The sequence below is a fragment of the Streptomyces sp. SID3343 genome, assembly GCF_009865215.1.
In the GTDB taxonomy this organism is placed as follows: Bacteria; Actinomycetota; Actinomycetes; order Streptomycetales; family Streptomycetaceae; genus Embleya.
This window is the reverse complement of record NZ_WWJX01000216.1, coordinates 13,796-38,828: the sequence shown is the minus strand read 5'-3', so window position 1 is coordinate 38,828 and position 25,033 is coordinate 13,796. Positions and strand designations below refer to the sequence as shown.

Sequence of the window (25,033 nt, the reverse complement as noted above, 5' to 3'; positions counted from 1 at the left end):
ACCGGGGCGGGCCGTGGGTCGCGGGCGGCGGGCACGGCCGGCCTCGGGGCCTCGGCGGGCCTGGGCGGTGGGAGCGCGGCCAGGGCGAGGGCGCTGTCGATTCGGGCGACCACGTCGGCGGGCATCGGCTCGACGGGCTGCGCGCCGAGCAGTTCGCGGATCTCCGCGAGCGCGTCCCGGGTGTCCCGGCACTCGGCGCACCCGGCGAGGTGTGGGGTGAGGTCGGCTTCGCGCTCGGTGGGCAGCAGCCCCTCGACGAGGTCGGACAGTATGTCGACGTCGATGTGTTCGCCGTGTTCGCTCATCGGGTGCCACCTCCCTCCACGTTCGTGCCACCGGCTTCGGGGGCCGGGCCCTCGTCGATCGGGCGCTCGTCCGTCGATGGGACGGATGGTCCGGGCGGCGGGTTCCCGCGGGGTCCGCCCGCTTCGCGCAGATGGCGCACGAGCGGCAGCAGCTTGGCCCGGCCGCGCGCGCATCGACTCTTGATCGTGCCGGACGCGACCTGCAGGATCCGCGCGGCCTCGTCGACGGGATAGCCCTCCATGTCGACCAGGACGAGCGCGGCCCGTTGCTCCGCCGACAGCGTCGCGAGCGCGGCCAGCACGGTCGCCCGGGTCTCGCCGCGGATCGCGGGATCGTCCTGGGCGGGCGCGGGCAGCCGTTGGTCGAGGTCCTCGGGCAGTGGTACGGCCGGCCGGGCGGCCTTGCGCCGGGCCCGGTCCAGGCACGCGTTGACCACGATCCGGTGCAGCCACGTCGTGACGGCCGAACGGCCCTCGAAGCGTCCTGCCGCTCGATAGGCGGATACGAGGGCGTCCTGGAGGGCGTCAGCGGCTTCCTCGCGGTCGCCCAGGGTGCGCAGGGCCACCGCCCACAGCCGGTCGCGGTGTCGGCGGACGACTTCGCCGAACGCGTTCGGGTCGCCCCCGGCGTGCCGGGCGAGCAGGTCCGCGTCGGTCACGTCGGCATAGGCCGATCCGACCTGCTCCGAGCTCACCGCCACGCTCCCCCTCCCGTTGGGCTCCGGGTCATCCTGGCATGGCGGCGGTGCCGGGTGGAGAGGGGTTCGCCTCGATCATCCGGAGGCGAAACCGACCTCGCGCCAGGCGTTCTGGTAGCCCGAGGTGTGGACCTCGTACCCCTTGTAGTTGCCCCGCGACACCTTCGGATTCTCGGTCATCACCAAGAGCACGAAACGGGCCTTGGCCGGCTTGTCGGCAGTGATCGTGAGCGTCGCGCCGTCCGTCGACGCCTTGGCCATGTCGACGGTGAAGGCGCTCTCGCTGTTCGGCATCGACGTCGTGCCCGGTGGGGCGGCCTTGAGTGCGATCGTGGTGCGCTTGCCATCGTGGCCGAGGACCACCGTCGCGGTCTTCACGTCCTGTTCGGTGCCGAGGTCGTACGCGATCCCGTAGCCCTTGCGCCCCGCGTAGTCGATCGGCGGGCCGTCCAGAAACATTCCGGTGGACCACACCGTCTCGGGATCGCCGTCGATCGTGTCGCCCGCCTTCTCGGGCTTCACCGGCTCGCGACCGATGCCGATCTCCTTCGCTCCCTTGGCGCGGATCGGCAACGGTGCGGGCGGCGCGACCGAGGCAGCCGGCCCCGACGTCGGATGCGACTGCGACTCCAGCGGACCCTTCTTCTCCTCGCCCTGGTCACTCGCGTGGCTCGCGATCTGCCACGTCACCAGCACGATCGCCAAGACCACGATCACCGCGACCACGGCCTTGACCGTCGCGCCGAACCGGCCGCCGAGCGGGGGCGGCGGCGTGATCGTCGGACGGGTCGGCGGGCGCGTACCGCCGGAGTGGCCACCGGTCGAGTAGATCGGCCGGGTCGGCGTGGGCGTGTAGGAGGGATAGTCCGGCGCCGGGCCACCGACGATCTCGTCGGGTTCGGGCGGCAGGATCTCCGGCATCGCGGAGATGGCCGCCGACAGTTCACCGGGTGTTCCGAACGCCGGTTCGTGCTTGGCCTCGTGGCCCAACGCGCGCATCGTCAGCGCGGCGAGCGCGTCGTCGACGCCGGCCCGGATCTGGCCGGGCGCGCACAGCCTGCCGCTCGTGAACGGCGCGGCCTGGAGGCCGTATTCGGCGCCGGTGGGCCAACGCCGGGTCAGCGCCGCGTACATCAGCGCGCCGACCGCCTGCACGTCGTCGCGGGCCGCGTCGGTCGTGTCGTGTCCGTAGAGGGCGGCCTCGACCGCCAGACCGACGATCTTGTACTGGCCGGTGTGCATGCGCAGCACGTTCTCGGGTGTCAGCCGCAGGTGCGACAGCCCGGCCCGGTGCGCGACCGACATCGCCTGGGCGACGGCACCGGCGAGTTCGTACACCTCGTGCCGGGGCAGCGGCGCGCTCTCGAAGACCTTGGTGAGGTTGTCGGCGTCGGGCAGCCACTCCTTCACCACGTAGATCAGGCCGTCCTGCTCGGCGCAGTCCAGGACCTGGACGAAGCGTGGGTCGCCCATCAGCGCGGCGGCGCGTGCCGCGGCGATGACCGCTCGGCCGTGCTCGCCGCCCGCGGGGACGATGTGCACGCCCACGGCGCGCCGGAGCTTCTCGTCGACGGCGCGCCAGGTTTCGCTGCGGCCGTTCTGCGACAGGCGGTGTTCGAGGCGGTAGCGGGCGGCCAGGCGGGTGCCTCGGCTCACCCGCAAAGGCGTGGGTTCCGGTTCCGCTTCGGGCGCGGCCGGTCGGATCTCGGGCTTGGCGGCGTCGCCCTCGCCGGATTCGTCGACCGGGCTCTTCGGGGCGTCGGCCTTCGGAGCGCCCGACGGTGCGGCGTCCGACGACGCCGCGGCAGCCTTCGAGGTGCCGGGCTCATCCGTATCGCCTTTGCCGGCAACGGACTTCGCCTCGGTGGGGGCGTTCTCCACCGGTGCGTTGTCGGCCTCGGGGGCGTCGCCGTCACCGTCTGGCTCGGCGTCGGATTCCGCGTCGAGGGAGACGATTTCGGAAGTCGCGCTCTCGGGAGGTTCGGGCTCGCTGCCGATGGGCAGGACCGTGGTGGTACTCGCGGAGACCTTGGCGTCCGAGCCGTCCGAATTATCCGACACTGCGTCAGATGCCTTGCCCGATACGGGATCCGGGTCGTCGGTCGCCAAGTCGACGGATCCTGCGGTTCGGTCCGTCACCTCGGCCTCATCCTCCTCGTCGGCAAGCTCATCGTAGAGGTGAGCCGTTGCGGACCGTCGGCCAGGGACGGCCTGTACACAACGTGAGACTCCCCAACCCCGTCGAGGGTTGCGCCCTCGCGGTGATCAAGGTGAGGACCGACCCCGGCGTATCGGGAGCTTTACCCCTGATCCGTCGTGCGGCACACACGTCATCGCCCATGGTGGTACATCCCACAGGGTCCCGCTTGCCGAATTCACCGGCGAAACGCGCTCCGGATGCCGCTTTCCCGGAGCGCGTCGCGGCGTCAGCGGCCGAGTCGGCCCTTGATCATGCCCGTCATCGCGCTCATCTCCTCGACCCGCATGCGGTTGGCCGCGATGAAGAACACGACGAACATCGTCACCATCCCCGCGCCCACCGCGATGGCGGATCCGCCCATGCCCACCCCGAAGTGACCCGTGCACAGCCGGGCCACCAGGAACGCCGCCGTGCCACCGAAGGCCGCCGCGATCAACAGGCGGGTGTACGTCCGGGTGACCCGACGGCCGTCGAGGTCCCCGAGTCGTTTCTTGAGTCGCTGTGCGGCCAGCACGACGCCCACGAGGTAGGCCAGGCTGTATCCGCCCGCGATGCCGACACCGGCCCACTTCGTCGGCAGCGCGACGAACGCCAGCCCCGCGAAAGCCGCTTGGGCGCCCGCGATCCACACCGTGTTGAGGAAGGGTGTTCGGGTGTCCTCGTACACATAGAAGCCTCGCAACAGCACATATTGCGCCGAGTACGGGATCAACCCCAGACCGAGTGCCATCAGCATGTAGCCGATCCAGTGCGCGCTCTGCACACCCGTCGGCGCGAAGATGAAGCCGCCGATGTCGCGACCCAGGGCCACGAAGATCGCCGCACACGGGATCATCGCGACCGCCGACAATCGCAGCCCGGACGAGATGTCGCCGCGCACGCTCGCCATGTCGCCGTCGACCGCCGCGCGGCTCATCCTCGGCAGCATCGCGGTCATCACCGACACGGTGATCACCGCCTGCGGGAGCTGCCAGATCAGCAACGCGCTGCTGTACGCGGTGAAGCCCACGCCGAAGTGGATGTTCTCGTTGCGCGCGTTGGTGTCGATCGCGGTCGCGAGCTGGGTCACCACGAGGTAGCCGGCCTGGTTCGCGAGCACGAACAGGAACGTCCACTTCGCGAGCCCCAGCGCCTTGCCCATCCCGGAGCCGCGGAAGTCGAAGCGTGGTCGGAAGCGGAACCGGGCCGCCTTGAGATACGGGACCATCGCCATCGACTGCACGACCATGCCCAACAGCGTGCCGAGTCCGAGCAGCCGGACCTCGTCGGGGGTGATGGTGTCCGAGGTCTGCCCGATGTTCTCCTGGGTTCCGGCGACCCAGATGTAGAGCCCGAACGTCGCGATGATGACGATGTTGTTGAGGACCGGGGTCCACATCATCGGGCCGTAGCGTTCTCGCGCGTTGAGGATCTGGCCGAACAGCACGTGCAGGCCCATGAAGAAGATGATGGGCAGGCAGTAGCGCGCGAAGGTGATCGCGAGTTCGTAGTCCTGGTGGTACTTGGCGAGCGAGTTGGCGAAGGCCCGAATCAGCAGTGGCGCACCGAACCAGGCCAGCACCACCAGCCCGAAGAGCGCGGTCATCACCAGGGTGAGCAGGCGGTTCGCGTACGCCTCGCCACCGTCGTCGTCCTGGCGCATCGCGCGCACGAGTTGCGGCACGAAGACCGCGTTCAGCGCGCCGCCGCCGACCAGGATGTACAGCAGCGTGGGCATCGTGTTGGCGACGTTGTACGTGTTCGCCAGGACCGCCGTGCCCAGGGCCGCGGCGGCGACGAGGTTACGGGCGAAGCCCGTCACGCGGGACACGATCGTGCCCGCGGCCATGACGGCGGACGATCGCATTATCCCGCCGAGCTTGCTGCCCTTCTTGCCCTCGCCGCCCACCGGGATGCCGGCCATGCGCTCTTCGGCGCCGGAGCCGGGCATCCGATAGACGGGAGAGGTGGAGGGGTTCAGCGGAACCGGCGGGGCGTCGAGGACCGAGCTCGCGGACATCGACGCGGCGGCCGCCTCGGCCCGGTGCTGGGTTTCGTAGCGCTGATAGGCCTCGGTGTAGGAGGGCATGCCCGCGATGTCGCCGGCGAGGCCGAGGTTGATGCCCGTCAGCGTCTGGTCCATCAACCAGCCGCCGGGGCGCTCGTAGTCGCCCCAGCCGCCCTGGGCCTGCTGGGGGGTCTGTTGGGGGGCCTGCTGCTGTTGGGGCGGCGGAGGCGCGTACTGCGGTTGTTGTTGCGCGTAGTTCTGCGCCGGCGGCGGCGGTTGCGCCGGGGGGTATCGGTTGTCCGAGTCGTATCCGCCGCCCCCGCCCCCGTAGTTCTGCGGCGGATCGGTGTAGCCCGGCTCCTCCGGCGTGAAGATCTCGTTCACGCCGACATAGGGCTCCTGGGCGGCCGGCAGCTCGTCTCGAAACCACGCCGCGCCGCTGTCCTGCCCGGGTGGCTGCCGGTCCTGATGGGCCGGTTGCTCGGGCTGGTGGTGCTGCGCGTACGGGTCGTAGGCACCCGCGCCGTACTGGTCGGGATACGCCTGCCCGGGGCCCGCGCCGTAGCCGCCCTGGCTTTGATAACCCTGGCCCTGATAGCCCTGATCCTGGTGGGCGGGCTCACCGTAACTCGGCTCGCCGCCGTAGTTCGGCTGGGCGTTCGGGTCCTGGTAGCCGTCGCCCGGCTGCGCGTACGGATCCGCGGGCTGCTGCGCGTACGGATCGGGCGGTTGCTGCGCGTACGGGTCGGCAGGCTGTCCGTAGGGATCGACGTACTGCTGCAGATACGGATCGGCGGGCGGACGACCCCGATAGGGATCGTCGTGCGCGCCGTCGTCGGGCTCGGCGGAGCCGCCGGTGTACGGCTGACGTTCGTCGCTCCGGTCGCTCATGCGGGCGGGCCCTCGTCTTCTCGGTCAGGTTGAGTGTCCGGTGCCCACTTTCTCATTCGGGGCGGTCGGTCGTGGATCCCGATGGCGTGTGTCCTCGCGGGTCGGCCGGATCCGGCGGTCCGTTCCCGCCGGCGCGGGTCGGCATGGGTGGCTCCGGAGACCGGGTGGACGACGGTTTCAGCGGATCTGCGGTGGAGTCGTCCGCGTCGGGGGTCCACGGCGCGTCGTCGCGGACCTCACCGTCCTCGCCGTCCCCGTCCGCGGCAAGAGCGGCCTCGCGGCGCCTGCGCAGGAACGCGCGCACCGAGAACACCGCGAGCAGGAAGGCGAGCACGCCGATGATCCACCGGGTGAGGCCGTCGATCGTGGTCGTGTTGACGAAGAACGACTCGGGTGCCTTGAACTGACGACCGTCCGGGGCAAGCAGCTTGATGTCCACCAGGACCTTGCCGTTCGCGGCCGATTCCGCGGAGGTCTTGAACATCTGGGTGCGGCCGGCCGGCACGGTCGTGACCATCGGTTGGCCCAGCTTGAGCCGGTTGGGCTGGTGTGAGGTCAACTCGATCGTGATGTTGATCGGTTGCTGGAGGCCGTTGACCACGGTGATCGGGATGTTGCCCGCGTCGCCGGACAGGGTGACCCCGGTCTTGCGGACCACGTACACCAGGGACTGGAGTTCGCGCAGACTGCGGGTGACGCCGAGTCGATAGCGCTCGGCGGCCTGCGGGTCGCCGCGCCACTGCGTGGACAGCAGGCGCAGCACGGCGGGATCGAACGGGCCGGTCACTCGCTCGGGAATGGTCAGGATCGCGGCGAACGTGTGCGTCGATTCGGACAGGTTGCGGGTGTCCGTCAAAAACCGCCCGGACGGCTCGCTCGCGCGCACCTCGTGGGGATACTCGGCGAGCTTGCGCGCGGTGGGCGTGGCGGGCGCGCCGGCGACCTCGGCCAACGACGCGCTGTTGGTCCAGTCGTTCGAGTCCTTCAGCACCTTCTTGAGGATGTCGACGAGCGACGCGTCCGTCGTGCGCGGCGGCGCGATCACCAGGCCGCGGTTGGGCCGCTGGTTGTCCAGCGAGATCGTCAGCAGTTCGGCCGTCAGCCGCTGGGTCAGCAGCGCCTTTTGCCCCGGCGCCCTGGTGTCGGTTCGGATCAGCGCGTCGATGGTCGGGTCGGTGACGAGCGCGGTGCCCTGCCCGTCGGTGCCGGGAAGGGTCGCTTTGGCGGTCGGCGTGTGGTTCAACTGCCGGGTCGGCGGCAGGCTCCGGCCGGAGGTGAGCACGGTGTTCGTGCCCATGCCCTGGGTGAGCGCGATGATCGCCTCGTCGAGGGCGCCGTCCGCGGGCCACGCGACGTCCGTGCGCACGGGGCTGTTGGGCAGCGTCTGTTGCAGTACCTCGGCCGACTCGCGGCGCGCCTCGGTCAGTTCGGGGCGGAGGTCGATTTTTCCGGAGCCGGCGAGCCCGTGCGCGACGAGTGCGAGGTCGGTGTCGCCGTAGGGCAGGCCGATCACCGGCTGGGCGCCGAGCAGGGTCTTGAGCCGGTCCAGCCAGGCCGCGGCGGTGGCGCCGCCGCCACCGGGCAGCGTGTTCCCGATCTCGTTGGGAGTCGCCTTGGCGGTGTCCTCCGGCTTGGCGTCCTTGGTGTCGCGCTTCTTCTTCGGCACGTCCGGATCGAGGCTGCCGGGCGGCGCGACGCGGTAACCGCCGGCCATGTCCCGGGCGGCGTCGATCAGTTCGGGGTCGATCGCCCAGTCGGCCTTGAAGCCCTCGGTCGCGTTCACGAGGTCGTACAGTCGCCCGCCCGGAGCCAACGACCGGGCCAGATCGTCGTCTCGGAACACCGGGGTCTGCGAGTTGTCGCCGATGGTCGTACCGTCGCGATGCGGGCGGTCCACCAGCGGCAGGACCGTGGCGACCTGAAGCGGGGAAAGATCGTCCTTGACCTTGGCGAGGGTGGGTACCCAGGGCAGGAAGGTGCGGGTCACCCCGAGCGACCTGGTGCCGCTCCTGGCCTCGACCGCGAGCGCGTACACGCCGGCCTTGTTGGGGTTGAAGGCGGGCTGCTTGGCCTTGATCGTTATGGACCACGGCGCGGTCGCGCCCGGGGCCAGGTTGCGCACGGTGACGGCCGTCCCCTGAGGCTGGCCGGTCGACGCGTTCTCGTCCTGGCTGCTCAGGCTGTCGCGGAAGATCATCGGCTGATCGCGCAGCCGCACCGAGACGTCGGCCTGGTCGATCGCCTTGGCGCTCTTGTTGAGGACGGAACCTGTGAGCTTGACGTCCTGGCCGGCCGGCCTCGCGACAGCGGGACTCACGTCGTCGACGATCACCTGTACGTCCGACCCCTCGGCGGCCGACGCGGGCGGCGCGGGCAGCCACGGCGACAGCGCGAACAGGCTCGCGGTCAGGAGCAGGATCACCACAAGCGCACGGCCGCGGACCACGACGACTCCTTGCCCGACATCGGGCCGGCCACCGCTCACGCGCTGTCCGCCCACAACTCCGGGGCGAGCGTCACCAACCGCCGCTCGTCGGGATACGCGAGCCGCGCGGAAAGCGCCCCGAGCGGAACCCAAGCCACCGCTTCGACCTCGATGTCGTCGTCCGACAGATCTCCGCCCGCCGCTTCCATGAGGTAGTGGTGAACGGTTTTGTGCACACGCCGATCCGGCGCGGTGAACCAGTAGTCGATCACGCCCAGCGGAGCCAGGATCCGACCCACGATTCCGGTCTCCTCCTCGACCTCGCGCAGCGCCGCCTCGACCGGGCCCTCGCCGTCCTCGATGTGCCCCTTGGGCAGCGACCACAGCAGCCGTCCGCGTCGATCCCGGCGGGCGATCAACGCGGCGCGCAGCGTGAGCCGATCGACGACCAGACCACCCGCCGAAGTCTCCTCGGCCACTTGCAACCGACGGCGCGGCGGCGTGGTCTCGGAAGGCATCCGCCAAGCTTAGTGCGACATGCGCCACGCCAGAACGCCATGATCACTCCATCGCGCCGACCGCGGAAAGATAATCCGCGCGAGTCGTACGGCATCGACCCGTAACCTTGTCTCCCGTGCCGAACGCGAAGAACACACCCCACCCGGACGATCCGCCGATCCTCGGCGAACTCAGCGCCGTACAACGCCGCGCCGTCGACGAACTCCTGCGCGTCGCGCCCGTGGCCGACGACCTCGCCCGCCGCTTCGAGGCGGCCGGTCACGCCCTCGCGCTGGTCGGCGGCTCGGTGCGCGACGCCCTGCTCGGGCGGCTCGGCAACGACCTCGACTTCACCACCGACGCCCGCCCGGAACAGGTCCTCGCGATCGTGCGCCCGTGGGCCGACGCGGTGTGGGACGTGGGCATCGCGTTCGGCACGGTCGGATGCCGCAAGCAGGTCGCGGACTCTCCCGACTACCAGATCGAGATCACCACCTACCGCTCCGAGGCCTACGACCGCACGTCGCGCAAGCCGGAGGTCTCCTACGGCGACTCGATCGAGGACGACCTGGTCCGTCGCGACTTCACCGTCAACGCGATGGCGGTCGCGCTGCCCGGGATCACCTTCGTCGACCCGCACGGCGGCCTGGAGGACCTCGCGGCGCACGTGCTGCGTACCCCGGGCACGCCGCAGGCGTCGTTCGGCGACGACCCGTTGCGGATGATGCGGGCGGCGCGGTTCGCCGCGCAGCTCGACTTCGAGGTCGAGCCCGAGGTCGTCGCGGCGATGAAGGACATGGCCGAGCGGATCGAGATCGTCTCCGCTGAGCGGGTGCGCGACGAGTTGAACAAGCTCGTCGGGTCGGACCACCCGCGCAAGGGCCTGGAACTGCTCGTCGAGACGGGCCTCGCCGAGCGGGTGCTGCCCGAGCTGCCGACGCTGCGCCTGGAGGTGGACGAGCACCACCGGCACAAGGACGTGTACGAGCACACGCTGATCGTGCTCGAACAGGCGATGGCCCTGGAGGCACCGGGCGAGCCCGACCTGGTGCTGCGTCTGGCGGCGCTCCTGCACGACATCGGCAAGCCTCGGACGCGGCGCTTCGAGGCCGACGGGCGGGTCTCTTTCCATCACCACGAGATGGTCGGCGCGCACATGACGCGCAAGCGACTCAAGGCACTGAAGTATCCCAAGGACGTCATCGACGACGTCACGCGCCTGGTCGAGCTGCACCTGCGCTTTCACGGCTACGGCACGGGCGAGTGGACCGACTCGGCGGTGCGCCGCTACGTGCGCGACGCGGGCCCGCTGCTTGATCGGCTGCACAAGCTGACCCGCTCCGACTGCACGACGCGCAACAAGCGCAAGGCGACTACGCTCGCTCGGGCCTACGACGGCCTGGAGGAGCGGATCGCCCAGTTGCAGGGCCAGGAGGAGTTGGACTCGATCCGCCCCGATCTGGACGGCAACGAGATCATGACACTGCTCGACGTCCCGCCCGGCCCGCTGGTGGGCAAGGCGTATCGGCACATGCTGGAGATACGGCTCGAACACGGACCGATGGAGCACGACGCGGCGGTCGCGGCGTTGCGCGAGTGGTGGGCGGCGAACGCGGGGGCGTGAGCGGACGCGGCAAGCGTGAGGCCCGCCGGGTGGGACTACCGGCGGGCCTCACGCTTTCGTCCGTGTGCCTGGATCGAGGGGTGGTGGGTCACCCGACTACTTGCTACTCGCCTGCCAGCTTCTTGAGTTCTTCCTCGGTGACGTCGCCGTCGGCGACAGCCTTTTGATAGATGGCGATCATCTCAGGGGTGAACGAGCTGGCGCCGGAGATCCCCTTGAAGGAGGCGGGGGTCGTGTGCTCGGTGACCGTGACGCACAGCAGACCCTTGTCCGAACCCGTGCGGTAGAAACCGAGGATGGAACCCTTGCGTATGACGTCGGGGGTGTTGCACTTCTCCAGGTCCGAGCTGTCCGTGAACTTGGCGACGACCTTGAACGCGGCGTCGGAGTCCGAGCATTTGGTGAGCTTCGGGCCGGTCTTCTTGTCGCTGCCTGCGGTGACGCAGTCGCCGACCTTGGCCTTGTCGACCGCGTCCTTGGACGTGAATGCCTTCACGCCCAGGCCGATGCCGGCCAAGACCACGACACCGACGATCGGCAGCACGATCTTCTTGACCTTGTTGCTGCGCGGCGGGGGCGGCGGCGGGCCACCGTAGAAACCCGGTTGGCCACCGGCCGGCGGGAAGCCGCCACCACCGGCAGGGGGCGGGAAGCCGCCGCCGGGGGGTGGGTAACCGCCCGGCTGCTGACCCTGCGGGGGCGGCTGCTGACCCCAGCCCGGCTGCTGCGGCTGCTGCGGCTGACCCTGAGGCTGCTGGTTCCAGCCCTGGTTGGGCTGCTGCGGGCCGTTGGGACCGGGCGGGAAGGGACTGGACATGGGGACGATCTCCGTTGCAGGGGATTGGTGAGACAGTCCCGAACACTAAAGGCCGAGCCGGACATTGCGCAGCGGGGAATCCCCTTATCCTGACCGGATGTGAGCGGAATAACGGGCAAAAGTATCCGTTTCGTTTTCGGAAGCCTTACTTCCGGGCGGCCAGACACAAAACGGCGCGCTCGTCGGGATCCGACGCCAGCGCGATCGTGCTGCCCGGGACGGAGTCGCACACGCCGGTGAACGACGTCCCTCGGACGAGTTCGAGCACGACGAACCGGGCGTCGGCGTCCTCGCACGGGACCGGGTCCTGGTCGAAGTCGGTGCTGTTGCCCAGGCAGTCGCCCTCGTGGACGGCCAGGCTTTCGTCCTCGCGCAGGTACCACCACGCACCACCGGCGATGCCGCCGAGCAGCAGTACCGCGAGCACCACGACCAACAGACCGCGCCCGCGCGGCTTGGGCTCGACCGCCGCCGCCGCGCGGCGAGCCGCGGCGCGGCCCTCGATCCGTCGCGGCGCGGGTACGACGGGCGCTCGGGGCGGCGCCGATTCCGGCAGTACGGGATACCCGTGCGGCGGGGTGTTCTCGGACCATGCCGGTATGTACGGCGATGGATTGTTTTCATCCGAACCGGCGTCGTTGGACACGGAGTGGCTCCAGAGGTGCCGAAAATCGCTGGATGTGCAGATTAGAACCTCTGCCTTGTCATTGCACTACCCGCAGGTAATTTAATTGCCTGAAGGGGCCGGCGAAAGGAGTGGATATCGCAGCGAAAAGGGCTTTACGACCGTGTGGCATCCGTCGACACCGGGGAAATGGGCACCGGAGGGTGGCGACGCGACGCCAGTGTGTACAGGACGCCGGTGAGCGCGTACACCGCCGCGACCACCAGCAGGACCGCCGGCGAGCGCCCGTCGTCGGGCAGGCCGAGCGCCGCGACGGCGGCCGCGCCCACGAACGCGACGTTGAACAGGACGTCGTACACGGAGAAGACCCGCCCTCGATACGCGTCGTCCACCGTGGTCTGCACGACCGTGTCCACCCCGATCTTGGCGCCCTGCGACGTCACCCCGAGCAGGAACGCGCCGACCACCATCGGGGCGAACTCGAACGGCAACCCGAGCGCCGCCTGACACACCGCGCCCGCGAACGCGCACGTGCCGATCCAGGCCGCCACGCCGATCCGCGCGGTGACCGCGGGAGTGGCCACCGCCGCGACGAAGAAGCCGAGCGCGGACACGCTCACCGTGATCCCGAAGCTCGCCAGGCCGCCGCTGGTGTCCGAGGGATCGTTGAAGGTGTTGCGGCACAGCAACACCGTCATGACGGTCAGCACGCCGTAGCAAAACCGCATCGCGGTGATCGCGGCCAACGCGTGCGCCGGCGCGCGCCGCTTCCACACGTGCGCGGCTCCTTCGCGCAGCCCGCGGGCCACCGAGCGCAGGGCCTCCCCCACGCCGGGCAGGATCCGGTCCGGATCGGGCCCGAGCAGGTCCACCGGCATGGTCGCCGCGACCGACGCGGAGAACAGGTACAACAGCCCCGACACCAGGATCACCGCCGCGGTCGCGCCCGAGCCCTCGGCCACGAGCGCCTGCACGAGCACCGCCGCCCCGCCGCCCACGGCCGCCGCGACGGTGCCCGCGGTGGGCGACACCGAGTTCGCCGTGACCAGGCGGTCCACGGGTACCACGCGCGGCAACGACGCGGACAGCCCGGCGAGGACGAACCGGTTCACCGACAGCACCACGAGCGCCGCGCCGTAGAACACCGCGTCGGGCACCCCGACCAGTACGAGCCCCGCGGTGATCGCCACGAGCACGGCCCGCAGGAGATTGCACCGCACGAGCACCTGGCGCCGCCGCCAACGGTCGAGCAGCACACCCGTGAACGGGCCGACCAGCGAGTAGGGCAACAGGAGTACCGCGAACGCGGCCGCGATCGAGGGCGCGGAGGTCTGCTTCTCCGGTGAGAAGAACGCCTGCCCGGCGATGGCGACCTGAAAGGCCCCGTCGGACAACTGCGAGGTCAGTCGGGTGGCGAACAACCGGCGGAAGTCGCGCAGCTTGAGCAGCGAGCGCAGATCACGGATGAGGGCCACGCCGCCAACCGTAGCCGGCCCTGCGCCGGGCACCGGAAACCGAGCCCGCGTACGCCCGATCCCGGCCCCGAAACGCACAGCCCCGAAACGCCGAACGTCCGGCCCCCGAAAGGGAGCCGGACATTCGATCGAGCCTGGCCACCGACCCGCGTGACCACGACTACGTTGCGTCGATCAGCTGTCGATCTCGCCCTTGATGAAGGCCTCGACCGAGTTGCGCGCCTCGTCGTCGAAGTACTGCACCGGCGGCGACTTCATGAAGTACGAGGACGCCGACAGGATCGGGCCACCGATGCCGCGGTCCTTGGCGATCTTCGCGGCACGCACGGCGTCGATGATGACACCGGCCGAGTTCGGCGAGTCCCAGACCTCGAGCTTGTACTCCAGGTTCAGCGGGACGTCACCGAAGGCGCGACCCTCCAGGCGCACGTAGGCCCACTTGCGGTCGTCGAGCCAGGCGACGAAGTCCGACGGACCGATGTGCACGTTGTCCGCGCCGAGGTCACGGTCGACCTGCGAGGTGACGGACTGCGTCTTGGAGATCTTCTTCGACTCCAGGCGCTCGCGCTCGAGCATGTTCTTGAAGTCCATGTTGCCGCCGACGTTCAGCTGCATGGTGCGCTCCAGGAGCACACCGCGGTCTTCGAAGAGCTTCGCCATCACGCGGTGCGTGATGGTGGCGCCGACCTGCGACTTGATGTCGTCGCCGACGATCGGCACGCCCGCCTCGGTGAACTTGTCCGCCCACTCCTTGGTACCGGCGATGAAGACCGGAAGAGCGTTGACGAACGCGACCTTGGCGTCGATGGCGCACTGGGCGTAGAACTTCGCCGCGTCCTCGGAGCCCACCGGGAGGTAGCAGACGAGGACGTCGACGGCCTGGTCCTTGAGGACCTTCACGACGTCGACGGGGGACTCGGTCGACTCCTCGATGGTCTCGCGGTAGTACTTGCCGAGACCGTCCAGGGTGTGACCGCGCTGGACCGTGACACCCGACGGCGGCACGTCGCAGATCTTGATCGTGTTGTTCTCACTGGCACCGATGGCGTCCGAGAGGTCGAAACCGACCTTCTTGGCGTCCACATCGAAGGCAGCCACGAACTCGACGTCACGAACGTGATACTCGCCGAACTGCACGTGCATCAGGCCGGGGACGCGGCTGTTCGGGTCGGCGTCCTTGTAGTACTCGACGCCCTGCACCAGCGAAGCGGCGCAGTTGCCCACACCGACGATGGCTACGCGAACCGAACCCATTCCGGTTGCTCCCTGTGATCTCGACGAGGCCGTCATGAACCGACGACCTCAGTTGTTGGATGCGGACGGGTCCGAGGCCACGTCCTGGGTGGGGGTCCGAAAATCGAGGCCGCCCGTGGCGGGATCGACCGGGATTTCGGCGCCGACGGCTTCCGGATTCGCTCCGGCGTGCCGTTCGGCGGTGATGAGCTCGTTCAGCCAGCGCACCTCGCGCTCGACCGACTCCAAGCCGTGTCGCTGCAACTCGAGGGTGTAACCGTCGAGCTTCTCCCGTGTCCGGGTCAGCGACCCGCGCACCCGGTCGAGGCGTTCCTCGAGCCGGCTGCGCCGACCTTCGAGGATACGCATGCGCACCTCGTGGTCGGTTCGACCGAAGAAGGCGAAGTGCACGCCGAAGTTCTCGTCCTCCCAGGCCGAGGGCCCGGACTCGGACAGCAGTTCTTGGAAGTGCTCCTTGCCCTGTGCCGTCAGCTGATACACGATGCGTGATCGCTTGCTGCCGGCGAGTGCCGGTGCCGGGGGCACCTCTTCCGCGAGCCAGCCCCGCTCCAGCAGGGATTTGAGGCACGGGTAGAGAGTGCCGTAGGCGATGGCACGGAACGAGCCGAGCACGGTGTTGAGCCGCTTGCGCAACTCGTAGCCGTGCATGGGGGAGTCGTGCAACAGGCCGAGGATCGCGAATTCGAGGACGCCACCGCGCCTGCTCATCGCTCTCCTCCGTCCGATCGCGGACTCGATCGCCTGCACCGGGCCGTCGTGGACCGGTCGGAAACCGTGGGATACGGTCGCGAACGGCCTTGCGTCCGGCCGGGGCTCCAGCGTCCCTGGCTTGTATGTATCGGGTCGATGTATCGAACCGATACATCGAGACGATAGGTCTCCTTGCCGTGTCGATGCAAGGCGCTGCCCGGTGACTCGGGTCACAGGCAGGTCACAGTGAGGTCGCGAATGCGGATCCGCGTAGTCTGTTCCGCCGTGTGCTGCCTCAAGCCCCGCTTCCTGCGGAACCGCTCCCTATACGTATGCGTCCTGGGGAACGGAGAGCCACGACCCGTGCGTCCGACCTCCGCGTCGTACGGCCGAGGAGTAGCGAACGCATGAGTGAACATCGCCGTAGATCACCGCAACCGCGTCCCGAGGGGCGCGGTGACTCGCATTCCGGGGGCGCGGGCGGGGCCGGGGGCGGGACGCCACCCGGCGGCTCGCCCCTGCCCGCAGGGCCCGGAGGGGATGACGAGGAGCGCCCGCTTTCCCGGGTGGAGTCCCGAGCCGCGTCCCGCGGGGGCCGCCGTGCCGCCAACGGCAACGCCTCCGGTGGACGTTCCCGGGGCCGCGGCGCGGACGGGCCGGAGCGCCCGGGCAAGAAGAAGCGGTTCATCGACTATCCGCGGTTCGGCAAGCGCGGCGTCCGCCGCTGGCTGCCGTCCATCAAGCAGATCCTGGCGATGATCCTGTTCTTCTTCGCGTCGATCCTGGGCCTCGCGGCCCTGGCCTACGCGTTGGTCGACGTACCGGACCCGAACGCGAACACCACGTATCAGTCGAACATCTACTACTACTCGGACGGCACGACCGAGATCGGTCGCACCGGGGAGTACAACCGGCAGAACGTGACGTTGGACCAGATTCCCAAGCCTGTGCAGCAGGCTGTGATCGCCGCCGAGAACCGGTCGTTCTACAGCGACTCGGGCGTCTCGCCCAAGGGCCTGGTGCGGGCCGGCGTCACGATGGTCAAGGGCGGTGACACGCAGGGTGGTTCGACGATCACCCAGCAGTACGTCAAGAACACGTACCTGACGCAGGAGCGGTCCTTCAAGCGCAAGTTCAGCGAGATCTTCATCGCGCTGAAGGTCGACCGGCAGATGCGCAAGGACGACATCCTCGTCGGCTATCTCAACACCGCGTTCTACGGGCGCAGCGCCTACGGGATCCAGGCCGCGGCGCAGGCGTACTACGGCAAGAACGTCGGTGACCTCAACGTCGCCGAGGGCGCGTATCTCGCGACGCTGTTGAACGCGCCGAGCATCTACGACGTGATCGAGTTCCCCAGCCAGACCGAGAAGGTCAAGGGTCGCTGGTCGTACGCCCTCAACGGCATGGTCAAGGAGGGCTGGCTGAGCAAGGCCGAGCGCGACACCCTCCAGTTCCCGATGCCGATCAAGCAAAAGCCCGCCGCGGGCAAGGCCGGGCAGGCCGGCTACCTGATGAAGGTGACCGACCAGTACCTCAAGCGCAACAACGTCATCCCCGAGGCCGATCTCGCGCGCGGTGGGTTCAAGATCGTCACCACGTTCGACAAGACCAAGCAGGACGCGGCGGTCAACGCGGTCAAGGACAAGCTGACCTCGGAGCTCAAGCAGGACAAGAACGATGCGGACCGATACGTGCGCACCGGGTTGGCCTCGGTCGTCCCCGGAGACGGGGCGGTGGTCGCGTTGTACGGCGGCCCGGACTTCGTCCAACAGGAATACAACGACGCGGTCAGACGCGACATCCAGGCGGGCTCGACGTTCAAGCTGTTCGTCCTCGCGGCGGCACTGCGCGACGGTGGGCTCGACGGCAAGCCGATCGGTCCGGACAGCATCTACAACGGTGACAGTGATATCGCGATCAAGTTGCCGAACGGACAGAACTTCAAGGACGAGAAGACCGGCAAGGACTACAAGCCGGGGAACGAGGGCGATACCCCGTACGGCCGGATCACCATCACCAGAGCGATGGAGAAGTCGGTCAACACGGTCTTCGTCCAACTCGCCGCCAACGTCGGACCGGAGAAGGTCAAGAAGGCCCTGATCGACGCCGGGTTGCCCGCCGACCTCGACGACTTGCACGACACGCCGACGATCGCGCTCGGTGTGGCGCCGCCCAGCGCGCTGGACATGGCCGAGGCCTACGCGACGTTCGCCGCCCGCGGTTTGCACGCCGAGCCGTATTACGTGAAGGACATCACCCACAACGGCGGCAAGGTCCCGTTGCCCAAGCACGAGACCACCCAGGTCTTCGACAAGAACGTCGCGGACACCGTCAACCAGGTGATGAGGCAGGTGGTCGAGGCGAAGGACGGTACGGGCCGGGGCGCGAAGGAGTTGAACCGTCCGGTGGCGGGCAAGACCGGTACCACCGACGAGAACAACTCGGCGTGGTTCGTGGGCTACACGCCCAATCTGGCGACCTCGGTGGCCCTGTTCCGTGAGGATCCGACCAGCCACAAGCGCCTGTCGCTCAAGGGCCTGGGCGGTCGCGACTCGGTGCACGGTGGTGACGTGCCGACGCTCGTGTGGACGGCGTACATGAAGAAGGCCCTGGAGGGCATGCCCGTCCAGGACTTCTCCGCCCCCGGTGAGACGTACGACAAGCAGGACGACAAGAACCTGCCGCCGACGACCGCGCCGCCTTCGACGACCAAGGCGACGACCTCGGCGCCGGCGACCACGGCGCCGCCGGTGTCGAACACACCGGCTCCGCCGCCGGTGACGACGACGACAACGGGCAGCACCGGCAACACGCCGCCGCCGCCGACGACGGATCCGCCGGTCACCACCAAGCCGCCGACCTCACCGACCGCGCCCGTGACGCATCCGGCGACGACGGAAGCGGGCACCACCCGCGGCGGTCGTGGTTCCGGCGGGTTGATCTCCGGCGGACGGGGCCGTTGACACCCTCTACCCTTACGCGTGCCCCATCGCTTCGGCGGTGGGGCACGCGTTGTATCCGACCGGCGAGGGCAGCCTCGTGGATCGCGAGAGGATGGCCGGCATGACGCCGACATCGACCGACCCCGTCCTGCCCACGCACGACGACCCGGTGATTCGGGCGGGCAGTGAACTCGTCGGCGGGCCGGCCGGGCGCCGGATCCGCTTCGACGGGCTCGGCTGGTGGACTCCCGTGCGGGTGCTGATCCTGCTCGCGGTCGTGTGCTTCGCGCTCGGGCTGGTGCAGAAGAAGCCCTGCTACGACGGTGGTTGGTTCTCGGGCAGTACGCAGTACTCGCACGCGTGCTACAGCGACATGCCGCACCTGTACATCAATCGCGGTCTCGCGGACGGGAAGATCCCGTACTTCGACGAGACCGGCGACAAGGACATGAAGTTCCTGGAGTACCCGGTGGTCACGGGCGGCGTGATGTCGTTCGCGGCCACCGTCGCGCAGGGGTTCGCGAAGATCTTCGACGGCGACATGCAGGACGAACAGCTGTGGTTCGTCATGGTCAACTTCTTCATCATGATGGCGTGCGCGGTGGTCACCGTGCTCGCGGTCAAGGGGACGTCGGGGCGACGGCCGTGGGACGCCGCGATGGTGGCGTGCGCACCGGCGTTGGCGCTCAACGGGATCATCAACTGGGACCTGGTCGCGGTCGCGCTGACCGCGGCGGGGATGTGGACGTGGGCGCGGCGCAACGTGGTCGCGGCCGGTGTGCTGATCGGGCTGGCCACTGCGGCGAAGTTGTATCCGGCGCTGTTGCTGGCGCCGCTGTTCCTGTTGTGTCTGCGCTCGGGGCGGCTGACCGCGTTCGCCAAGACCGCGGCCGCCGCGCTGATCACGTGGTTGGTGGTGAACCTGCCCGTCGCGCTCGACTTCGGCGGCGGTGGCCTGCACATTCGCGAGGGCTGGAAGCTGTTCTACACGTTCAGCCAGGAACGCCCGGCCGACTACGGCTCGATCTGGCTGATCCTGCAGCAACGCGGTGACGGTCAACCGTTGGAGTACCTGAACGAACTGGTCGGCATCAGCCTGGTGTTGTGCTGTCTGGGGATCGCCGCCCTGGCGATGTTCGCGCCGCGCAGGCCGCGATTCGCGCAACTCGCGTTCCTCGTCGTGGCGGCGTTCATCCTCACCAACAAGGTCTACTCGCCGCAGTACGTGCTGTGGATGATCCCGCTCGTGGTGCTGGCCCGGCCGCGCTGGCGCGACTTCCTGATCTGGCAGGCGTGCGAGGTGACGTACTTCTTCGGCGTGTGGATGTACATCGCCTCGTTCTCCGGCAAGGGCCTGTCGCAGAACGCGTACCACGTGACGATCCTGCTGCACCTGCTCGGCACCGCGTACATCTGCTTCGTGGTGGTGCGCGACATCCTGATGCCCGAGCGCGACCCGGTTCGGGCGGACGGCAGTGACGACCCGTCGGGTGGCGTGCTCGACCGGGCGCCGGACGTGTTCGTCCTCGCGCCCGGTCGATGATCGATCGGTAGGGCCCGATCGTCAGCGGATGGCGATCCGGTCGAAGTGCGTGGTGGTGTGCCGCAACGCGGCCTCCAGTTCGTCGCCCGGCTTCGGCGGGGCCACGTCGTTCGCCAGGAACAGCAGGCTGACCTGCATGTGCGGCGGCTCGGCGAACCAGCGCTGCTTGCCGGCCCACGTGAACGGGGACAGCGAGCGGTTGACGGTCGCCAGTCCCGCGCGGGCGACGCCCTTGGCGCGGGGCATGACGCCGCGCACCGTCTTGGGGGCCTCCAGGCCCACGCCCTGCGCGGTGCCGCCGCTGACCACGATCAGGTGGCCCTCGCTCGGCGCCTTGCGCTGGCGGTAGCCGAACCGCTCGCCGCGCGCGATGCGCACGACGTCGAGCACGGTGCCGCGGCTGGTGAGCGCGTCGTGGTCGCCCAGCCACAGATCGGTGCCGATCCGCGGCCGAAACTCCACGTCGGGGTGCCGCTCGCGCAGCACGTGCAGTTCGGACGCGGTGAGGTGGCTGACGTACATCGAGCGCACCGGCAACCGCGCGGCGCGCAGCCGCTGGACCCACGCCTCGACCTCGGCGACCGGGTCGTAGCCGTCCGGGTGGTCCAACGGCAGGTGCAGCGAGAAGCCCTCCAGGCGGACGTTGTCCATCCCGGTGCGAAGCTTGACGAGTTCCTCCTCGGTGACCCCGTCGCGCTTCATGGTGGTCATGCACGCGACGACGACCCGGCAGTCCATCAGGTCGCTCGCGGCCTGGACCGAGGAGACCGTGCGGATGGTGCGATCCGGCAGCGGCACCGCCTCCTCGCCCCGCAGGTAGGGCGTGAGCACCATGACCTTGCCGTCGAAGTGGTCCTTGACCACGGCGGCCTCGTACGTCGTGCCCACGGCCACGGTGTCCACGCCCATCCGAGTGGCCTCCTCGGCCAGTCTCGGGTTGGTGAATCCGTACCCGTTGCCCTTCATCACCGGCACGAGACCGGGGAACGTGTCGCGTACCTCGTCCTGGTGCTTGCGCCAGCGGGCGGCGTCGACGTAGAGCGTGAGCGACATGGGCGCTTCGGGGCCTTCCGTGAGCGGGACGTGTCCCTCGGAGAACGCGGGGCGGAGGCGAAACCCGCGGCGTGGGGGCACCGCGGTCGTGATGTGGGCGATCGAGCGCCGACGACGCGAGCGCCGACGACGCGAGCGCCGTCGGCGGGGCGTCAGCGGCGGGACATGTACATGTCGAGAGCCTTGTGCAGCATCTTGTTGAGCGGGAAGTCCCACTCGCCGAGATACTCGACGGCCTCGCCACCGGTGCCGAGCTTGAACTGGATGAGACCGAAGAGGTGGTCGTTCTCGTCGAGGGTGTCGCTGATGCCGCGCAGGTCGTAGCGCGAGGCACCGAGCGCGTACGCGTCGCGCAGCATGCGCCACTGGATCGCGTTCGAGGGACGGACCTCGCGCTTGTGGTTCGCGGAAGCGCCGTACGAGTACCAGACGTGATCGCCGACGGTGACCATCGTGGTGGAGGCGAGCACCTCGCCCTCGTGCTTGGCGAGGTAGAGCCGCATGCGCTCGGGGTCCTCGGCGTTGAGCGCCTTCCACATGCCCTGGAAGTAGGCCAGCGGCCGCGGCGTGAAGTGATCGCGCACGGCGGTGACCTTGTAGACCTCGTGGAACACGGGCAGGTCGTCGTAGCCGCCCTGGACCACGTCGACGCCGGCCTTCGCGGCCTTCTTGATGTTGCGGCGCCACAACTGGTTGAACCCCGCATGCACGTCGTCGAGGCTGCGCCGGACCAGCGGCACCTGGAAGACGTAGCGCGGCTGCACGTCGCCGAAGCCCGCACCGCCCGACGCGTCCTGCTGCCAACCCAGGCCGCGCAGCCGCTTCTCCAGGTCCGCGCCGGAGTCGTCGGTCCAGTCGGGCGGCAGGTCGCGCAGCCGGTTCGCCGACTTGGCCGCGATCGCCTTTTTGATCGTGTCCGCCTCCCAGCGGGCGATCACCACCGGCGGACCCATCTTGACCGAGAACGAACCGCGGCTCTTGAGGTGCGCGAGCATCGGGTCGAGCCACTTGCCCAGGTCGTCGTCGAACCAGTCGATGACCGGACCCTCGGGCATGTAGGCCAGGTAGCGCTTTATCTTCGGCAACTGCCGGTACAGCACGAGCGCGGCGCCCACGACGGCCCCCGACTCGTCGATCCAACCGATGCTCTCGGACCGCCACTCGCTCTTCACCGTTCCCCACGAGGGGCACTGAAGAAAGCTCACGGAGGGCCTGCTCTTGATGAAGGCGAGATGCTCCTCGGCGGTGAGCGTCCTCAGGCGCAAAGACATACAAGAGCTCCTCGAAATCGGTTCGGCCGTGACAGAGGCTACTGCGCCTTTGCCCGCTATGGCTGCGGCCGGGCGCCTCACGCAGGACTGTACGGGGACGATGGGGATCAAACCTCCCCGATCGGACGCCCGACCGGGTCGGTCGTCGGCGACGGGCCCGGCCGCGGAGCCATCCGAACCGACCCGAAACGCGCCGGCGCCCGCCCCGTCGGACGGGGCGGGCGCCGGCGTGAAGCGGCGTGGGGTCGTCAGTACAGTCCGCCGTGGAACATGTTCATGAACAGGGAGACGGCGGACACGCCCAGCGCGAGGATGGTCACCGCGCGCTCGCCGGTGGTCGCCGAGAACATCTGGCTGATCAGCCCCGTCACCACACCGCCGAGCGCGGTCCACGCGCCGAGGATGTGCATGTCGCGGAAGAAGACGCAGATCCCGGCGACGAGCGCGAACAGCACGGTCACGGCCACGAGGGTGTTCTCGCGCGGATGCGCGCGCCCGTCGGAGTTCAGCGAGAGCCGCGGCCGATGGGTGCCCACGGCGGTGGCGCCGGGCGTTCCCACGGGTCCCGTCGCGGTTCCCGTGCGGCGGATCGTATGTGCCATCACGCACCTCCGGTGAGTAACTGGCGGCAAACCTTTTGTCCGTATATCAATCCCCTCGCCGCGTGGGCCTCAAGCTCGGATTTCGAGACTGTGTGTGGCGGCGGGTAGGCTGTACCGTCCGCTGTGCTCTCGGCACCCCACGTTCGTCTCGAACGCGGGGCCGCCTGGCGCGGCGGTGATACGCAAGCCCTCCTGCCACGGAGATTCCGTGGCCGATTCAGTCCACAGGAGGTGGGTGTACTTCATGCGTAGCTACGAACTCATGGTCATCCTCGACGCGGACCTCGAAGAGCGCGCGGTCACGCCGCTTCTCGAGCAGTTCCTCAATGTCATCCGCAACGACGGTGGCAAGGTCGAGAAGATCGACACGTGGGGCCGTCGCCGGCTCTCGTACGAGATCAAGAAGAAGTCCGAAGGCATCTACGCCGTCGTGGACCTGGCCGCGGAGCCCGCGACCGTCAAGGAACTCGACCGTCAGATGAACCTCAACGAGTCGGTGCTGCGGACCAAGGTCCTGCGCCCCGACCAGCGCTAGTCCGAGCTCGCGCGCACCACCAACCGCACCGCACGTCGAAACGCAGCACTGCGCTGAAATCAGCGAAGGGGTCAGCATGGCAGGCGAGACCATCATCACTGTTGTCGGAAACCTGACTGCCGACCCGGAACTGCGCTTCACGCCCAGCGGTGCCGCTGTCGCGAACTTCACCGTGGCCTCCACGCCGCGCACGTTCGACCGTCAGACGAACGAGTGGAAGGACGGCGAAGCGCTGTTCCTTCGCTGTTCGGCCTGGAAGCAGCTGGCCGAGAACGTCGCGGAATCCCTCCAGCGCGGCACGGGCGTCATCGTCCAGGGCCGGCTGAAGCAGCGGTCCTACGAGACCAAAGAGGGCGAGAAGCGCACGGTCGTGGAGCTCGAGGTCGACGAGATCGGCCCGACCCTGAAGTGGGCCACCGCGAAGGTCACCAAGGCGAGCCGCGGAGGCGGCGGTCAGGGTGGCTACGGCGGTGGTCAGCAGCAGGGCGGCGGCGGTTACGGCGGCCAACAAGGCGGCGGACAGCAGGGTGGCGGTGGCTACGGCGGCCGTCCCCAGCAGGGCGGTGGCGCTCCCGCCGACGACCCGTGGGCCACTCCCGCAGGGGGCGGCCAGCAGCAGGGCGGCGGCGGCGCGGGGGGCTGGGGTCCCCCGCCGGGCGGCTACTCGGACGAACCCCCCTTCTAGGCCACGGCCGAGGGTTCGGTTCGCGATCCGAGCTGAAGACTTCTGAAACGATCTGGAGAGCACAATGGCGAAGGCGCCTGCGCGCAAGCCTAAGAAGAAGGTCTGCGTGTTCTGCAAGGAGAAGATCTCCTATGTGGACTACAAGGACACCAACCTGCTGCGGAAGTTCATTTCCGACCGTGGGAAGATCCGCGCTCGTCGCGTGACCGGAAACTGCACGCAGCACCAGCGTGACGTCGCCGTGGCTGTCAAGAACAGCCGCGAGATGGCGCTGCTGCCGTACACCAGCACTGCTCGCTGAGAAAGGGTGATCTTGTCATGAAGCTCATCCTCACCCACGAGGTGACCGGTCTCGGTGAGCCCGGCGACATCATCGAGGTCAAGGACGGCTACGGCCGTAACTACCTCGTGCCGCGCGGCTACGCGATTCGCTGGAGCCGCGGCGGAGAGAAGGACGTGGCGGCCATCCGTCGCGCCCGCAAGGTTCGCGAGATCCGCACGCTCGACCAGGCCGCAGAGGTCAAGGGTCAGCTCGCGGGTCTCAAGGTGACGCTCCAGACGCGCGCCGGCGACACGGGCCGCCTGTTCGGTTCCGTCACCGTCGCGGACGTCGTGTCGGCCATCAAGGCCGCCGGCGGTCCGGACATCGACAAGCGCCGTGTCGAGATCGGTACGCCGATCAAGACCGTCGGGTCGCACCGCATCACGGTTCGCCTCCACCAGGAGGTTTCGGCCGCGCTCGACCTCGACGTCGTGCCTGCCTGACCCGAAGCACCCGAAGCACCCGAACGGCCCGACACCCCTCGCGGGGTGTCGGGCCGTTCGGCGTTGCCTCGGTCGATCCTCGGGCCCGGCCCTCGGGTGATGCCCAGTCCCGGTGGTTCTGAGTACTTGTATGAGTATCAGCGCT

General features: G+C 68.9%; 21 protein-coding genes. 7 read left to right on the top strand and 14 right to left on the bottom strand.

All coding sequences use genetic code 11. The features are described 5' to 3' along the window. From GT354_RS07665 to GT354_RS07640, 6 genes are all read right to left on the bottom strand, one after another. On the bottom strand, positions 1-305 hold a 305-nt coding region (locus tag GT354_RS07665; protein ID WP_202511609.1), incomplete at its 3' end, for a zf-HC2 domain-containing protein. Continuing rightward, positions 302-1,000 carry an RNA polymerase sigma factor SigM gene (sigM, locus tag GT354_RS07660; RefSeq protein ID WP_161355492.1) on the bottom strand — a complete coding sequence of 233 codons (699 nt, stop codon included), beginning with the start codon at positions 998-1,000 and terminating at the stop codon, positions 302-304. The genes GT354_RS07665 and sigM, both read right to left, overlap by 4 nt. A gap of 78 nt (positions 1,001-1,078) precedes the next feature. After that, positions 1,079-3,142, bottom strand: a complete 2,064-nt coding sequence (locus GT354_RS07655; protein WP_161355491.1) for a protein kinase family protein — start codon at positions 3,140-3,142, stop codon at positions 1,079-1,081. A gap of 287 nt (positions 3,143-3,429) precedes the next feature. Continuing rightward, complete coding sequence (gene murJ / locus GT354_RS07650) at positions 3,430-6,081, bottom strand: murein biosynthesis integral membrane protein MurJ (protein ID WP_161355490.1); 2,652 nt, start codon at positions 6,079-6,081, stop codon at positions 3,430-3,432. A 52-nt stretch (positions 6,082-6,133) separates the two neighbouring features. Next, positions 6,134-8,527 (bottom strand): DUF6049 family protein, encoded by a 2,394-nt coding sequence (locus GT354_RS07645; protein ID WP_161355489.1) that lies wholly within the window; start codon positions 8,525-8,527, stop codon positions 6,134-6,136. Between the two features lie 35 nt (positions 8,528-8,562). Continuing rightward, positions 8,563-9,024, bottom strand: coding sequence for an NUDIX hydrolase (locus GT354_RS07640; RefSeq protein ID WP_161355488.1), 462 nt, complete (start codon positions 9,022-9,024; stop codon positions 8,563-8,565). 158 nt (positions 9,025-9,182) lie between these two features. Between GT354_RS07640 and GT354_RS07635 the strand changes: the two genes are divergently transcribed. Beyond that, on the top strand, positions 9,183-10,628 hold the full coding sequence (locus tag GT354_RS07635) for a CCA tRNA nucleotidyltransferase (RefSeq protein WP_161355495.1): 1,446 nt from the start codon (positions 9,183-9,185) through the stop codon (positions 10,626-10,628). Positions 10,629-10,731: 103 nt separating this feature from the next. Here GT354_RS07635 and GT354_RS07630 read toward each other — a convergent pair whose 3' ends face one another. The 5 genes from GT354_RS07630 to GT354_RS07610 all read right to left on the bottom strand — a co-directional run bounded on the left by GT354_RS07630 (position 10,732) and on the right by GT354_RS07610 (position 15,507). Beyond that, entirely contained in the window at positions 10,732-11,445 is a 714-nt protein-coding gene (locus GT354_RS07630; RefSeq protein ID WP_161355487.1) for a hypothetical protein, read from the bottom strand. Between the two features lie 145 nt (positions 11,446-11,590). Beyond that, positions 11,591-12,091, bottom strand: a complete 501-nt coding sequence (locus GT354_RS07625) for a hypothetical protein (protein ID WP_161355486.1) — start codon at positions 12,089-12,091, stop codon at positions 11,591-11,593. A gap of 134 nt (positions 12,092-12,225) precedes the next feature. Beyond that, positions 12,226-13,545, bottom strand: a complete 1,320-nt coding sequence (locus tag GT354_RS07620; RefSeq protein WP_161355485.1) for an MFS transporter — start codon at positions 13,543-13,545, stop codon at positions 12,226-12,228. 174 nt (positions 13,546-13,719) lie between these two features. Then, the gene (locus tag GT354_RS07615) at positions 13,720-14,799 is read right to left on the bottom strand and encodes an inositol-3-phosphate synthase (RefSeq protein ID WP_161355484.1); all 1,080 of its coding nucleotides are present in this window, start codon (positions 14,797-14,799) and stop codon (positions 13,720-13,722) included. A gap of 48 nt (positions 14,800-14,847) precedes the next feature. Then, positions 14,848-15,507, bottom strand: coding sequence for a PadR family transcriptional regulator (locus GT354_RS07610; RefSeq protein ID WP_161355483.1), 660 nt, complete (start codon positions 15,505-15,507; stop codon positions 14,848-14,850). 548 nt (positions 15,508-16,055) lie between these two features. On the opposite strand from GT354_RS07610, the gene GT354_RS07605 reads away from it, so the two are divergent. Both GT354_RS07605 and GT354_RS07600 read left to right on the top strand, forming a co-directional pair. Next, positions 16,056-18,455: a transglycosylase domain-containing protein gene (locus GT354_RS07605; RefSeq protein WP_161355482.1), complete on the top strand. Its 2,400-nt coding sequence runs from the start codon at positions 16,056-16,058 to the stop codon at positions 18,453-18,455. 100 nt (positions 18,456-18,555) lie between these two features. Continuing rightward, positions 18,556-19,977, top strand: a complete 1,422-nt coding sequence (locus GT354_RS07600; RefSeq protein ID WP_237534476.1) for a glycosyltransferase 87 family protein — start codon at positions 18,556-18,558, stop codon at positions 19,975-19,977. Between the two features lie 21 nt (positions 19,978-19,998). Here the strand turns inward: GT354_RS07600 and GT354_RS07595 are convergent, their stop codons facing one another. The 3 genes from GT354_RS07595 to GT354_RS07585 form a co-directional block, all read right to left on the bottom strand. Next, complete coding sequence (locus tag GT354_RS07595; RefSeq protein WP_161355481.1) at positions 19,999-21,030, bottom strand: alanine racemase; 1,032 nt, start codon at positions 21,028-21,030, stop codon at positions 19,999-20,001. A gap of 152 nt (positions 21,031-21,182) precedes the next feature. Continuing rightward, positions 21,183-22,301: a peptidoglycan bridge formation glycyltransferase FemA/FemB family protein gene (locus GT354_RS07590; protein ID WP_161355480.1), complete on the bottom strand. Its 1,119-nt coding sequence runs from the start codon at positions 22,299-22,301 to the stop codon at positions 21,183-21,185. A 248-nt stretch (positions 22,302-22,549) separates the two neighbouring features. Beyond that, on the bottom strand, positions 22,550-22,903 hold the full coding sequence (locus GT354_RS07585) for a hypothetical protein (protein ID WP_161355479.1): 354 nt from the start codon (positions 22,901-22,903) through the stop codon (positions 22,550-22,552). A gap of 244 nt (positions 22,904-23,147) precedes the next feature. On the opposite strand from GT354_RS07585, the gene rpsF reads away from it, so the two are divergent. The 4 genes from rpsF (at position 23,148) to rplI (ending at position 24,888) form a co-directional block, all read left to right on the top strand. Continuing rightward, positions 23,148-23,438, top strand: a complete 291-nt coding sequence (gene rpsF / locus GT354_RS07580) for a 30S ribosomal protein S6 (RefSeq protein ID WP_020557172.1) — start codon at positions 23,148-23,150, stop codon at positions 23,436-23,438. Between the two features lie 76 nt (positions 23,439-23,514). Then, positions 23,515-24,123: a single-stranded DNA-binding protein gene (locus GT354_RS07575; protein WP_161355478.1), complete on the top strand. Its 609-nt coding sequence runs from the start codon at positions 23,515-23,517 to the stop codon at positions 24,121-24,123. A gap of 64 nt (positions 24,124-24,187) precedes the next feature. After that, positions 24,188-24,424 carry a 30S ribosomal protein S18 gene (gene rpsR, locus GT354_RS07570; protein ID WP_020557174.1) on the top strand — a complete coding sequence of 79 codons (237 nt, stop codon included), beginning with the start codon at positions 24,188-24,190 and terminating at the stop codon, positions 24,422-24,424. Positions 24,425-24,441: 17 nt separating this feature from the next. Continuing rightward, positions 24,442-24,888 (top strand): 50S ribosomal protein L9, encoded by a 447-nt coding sequence (gene rplI / locus GT354_RS07565; protein ID WP_161355477.1) that lies wholly within the window; start codon positions 24,442-24,444, stop codon positions 24,886-24,888. Positions 24,889-25,033: the final 145 nt, after the last annotated feature.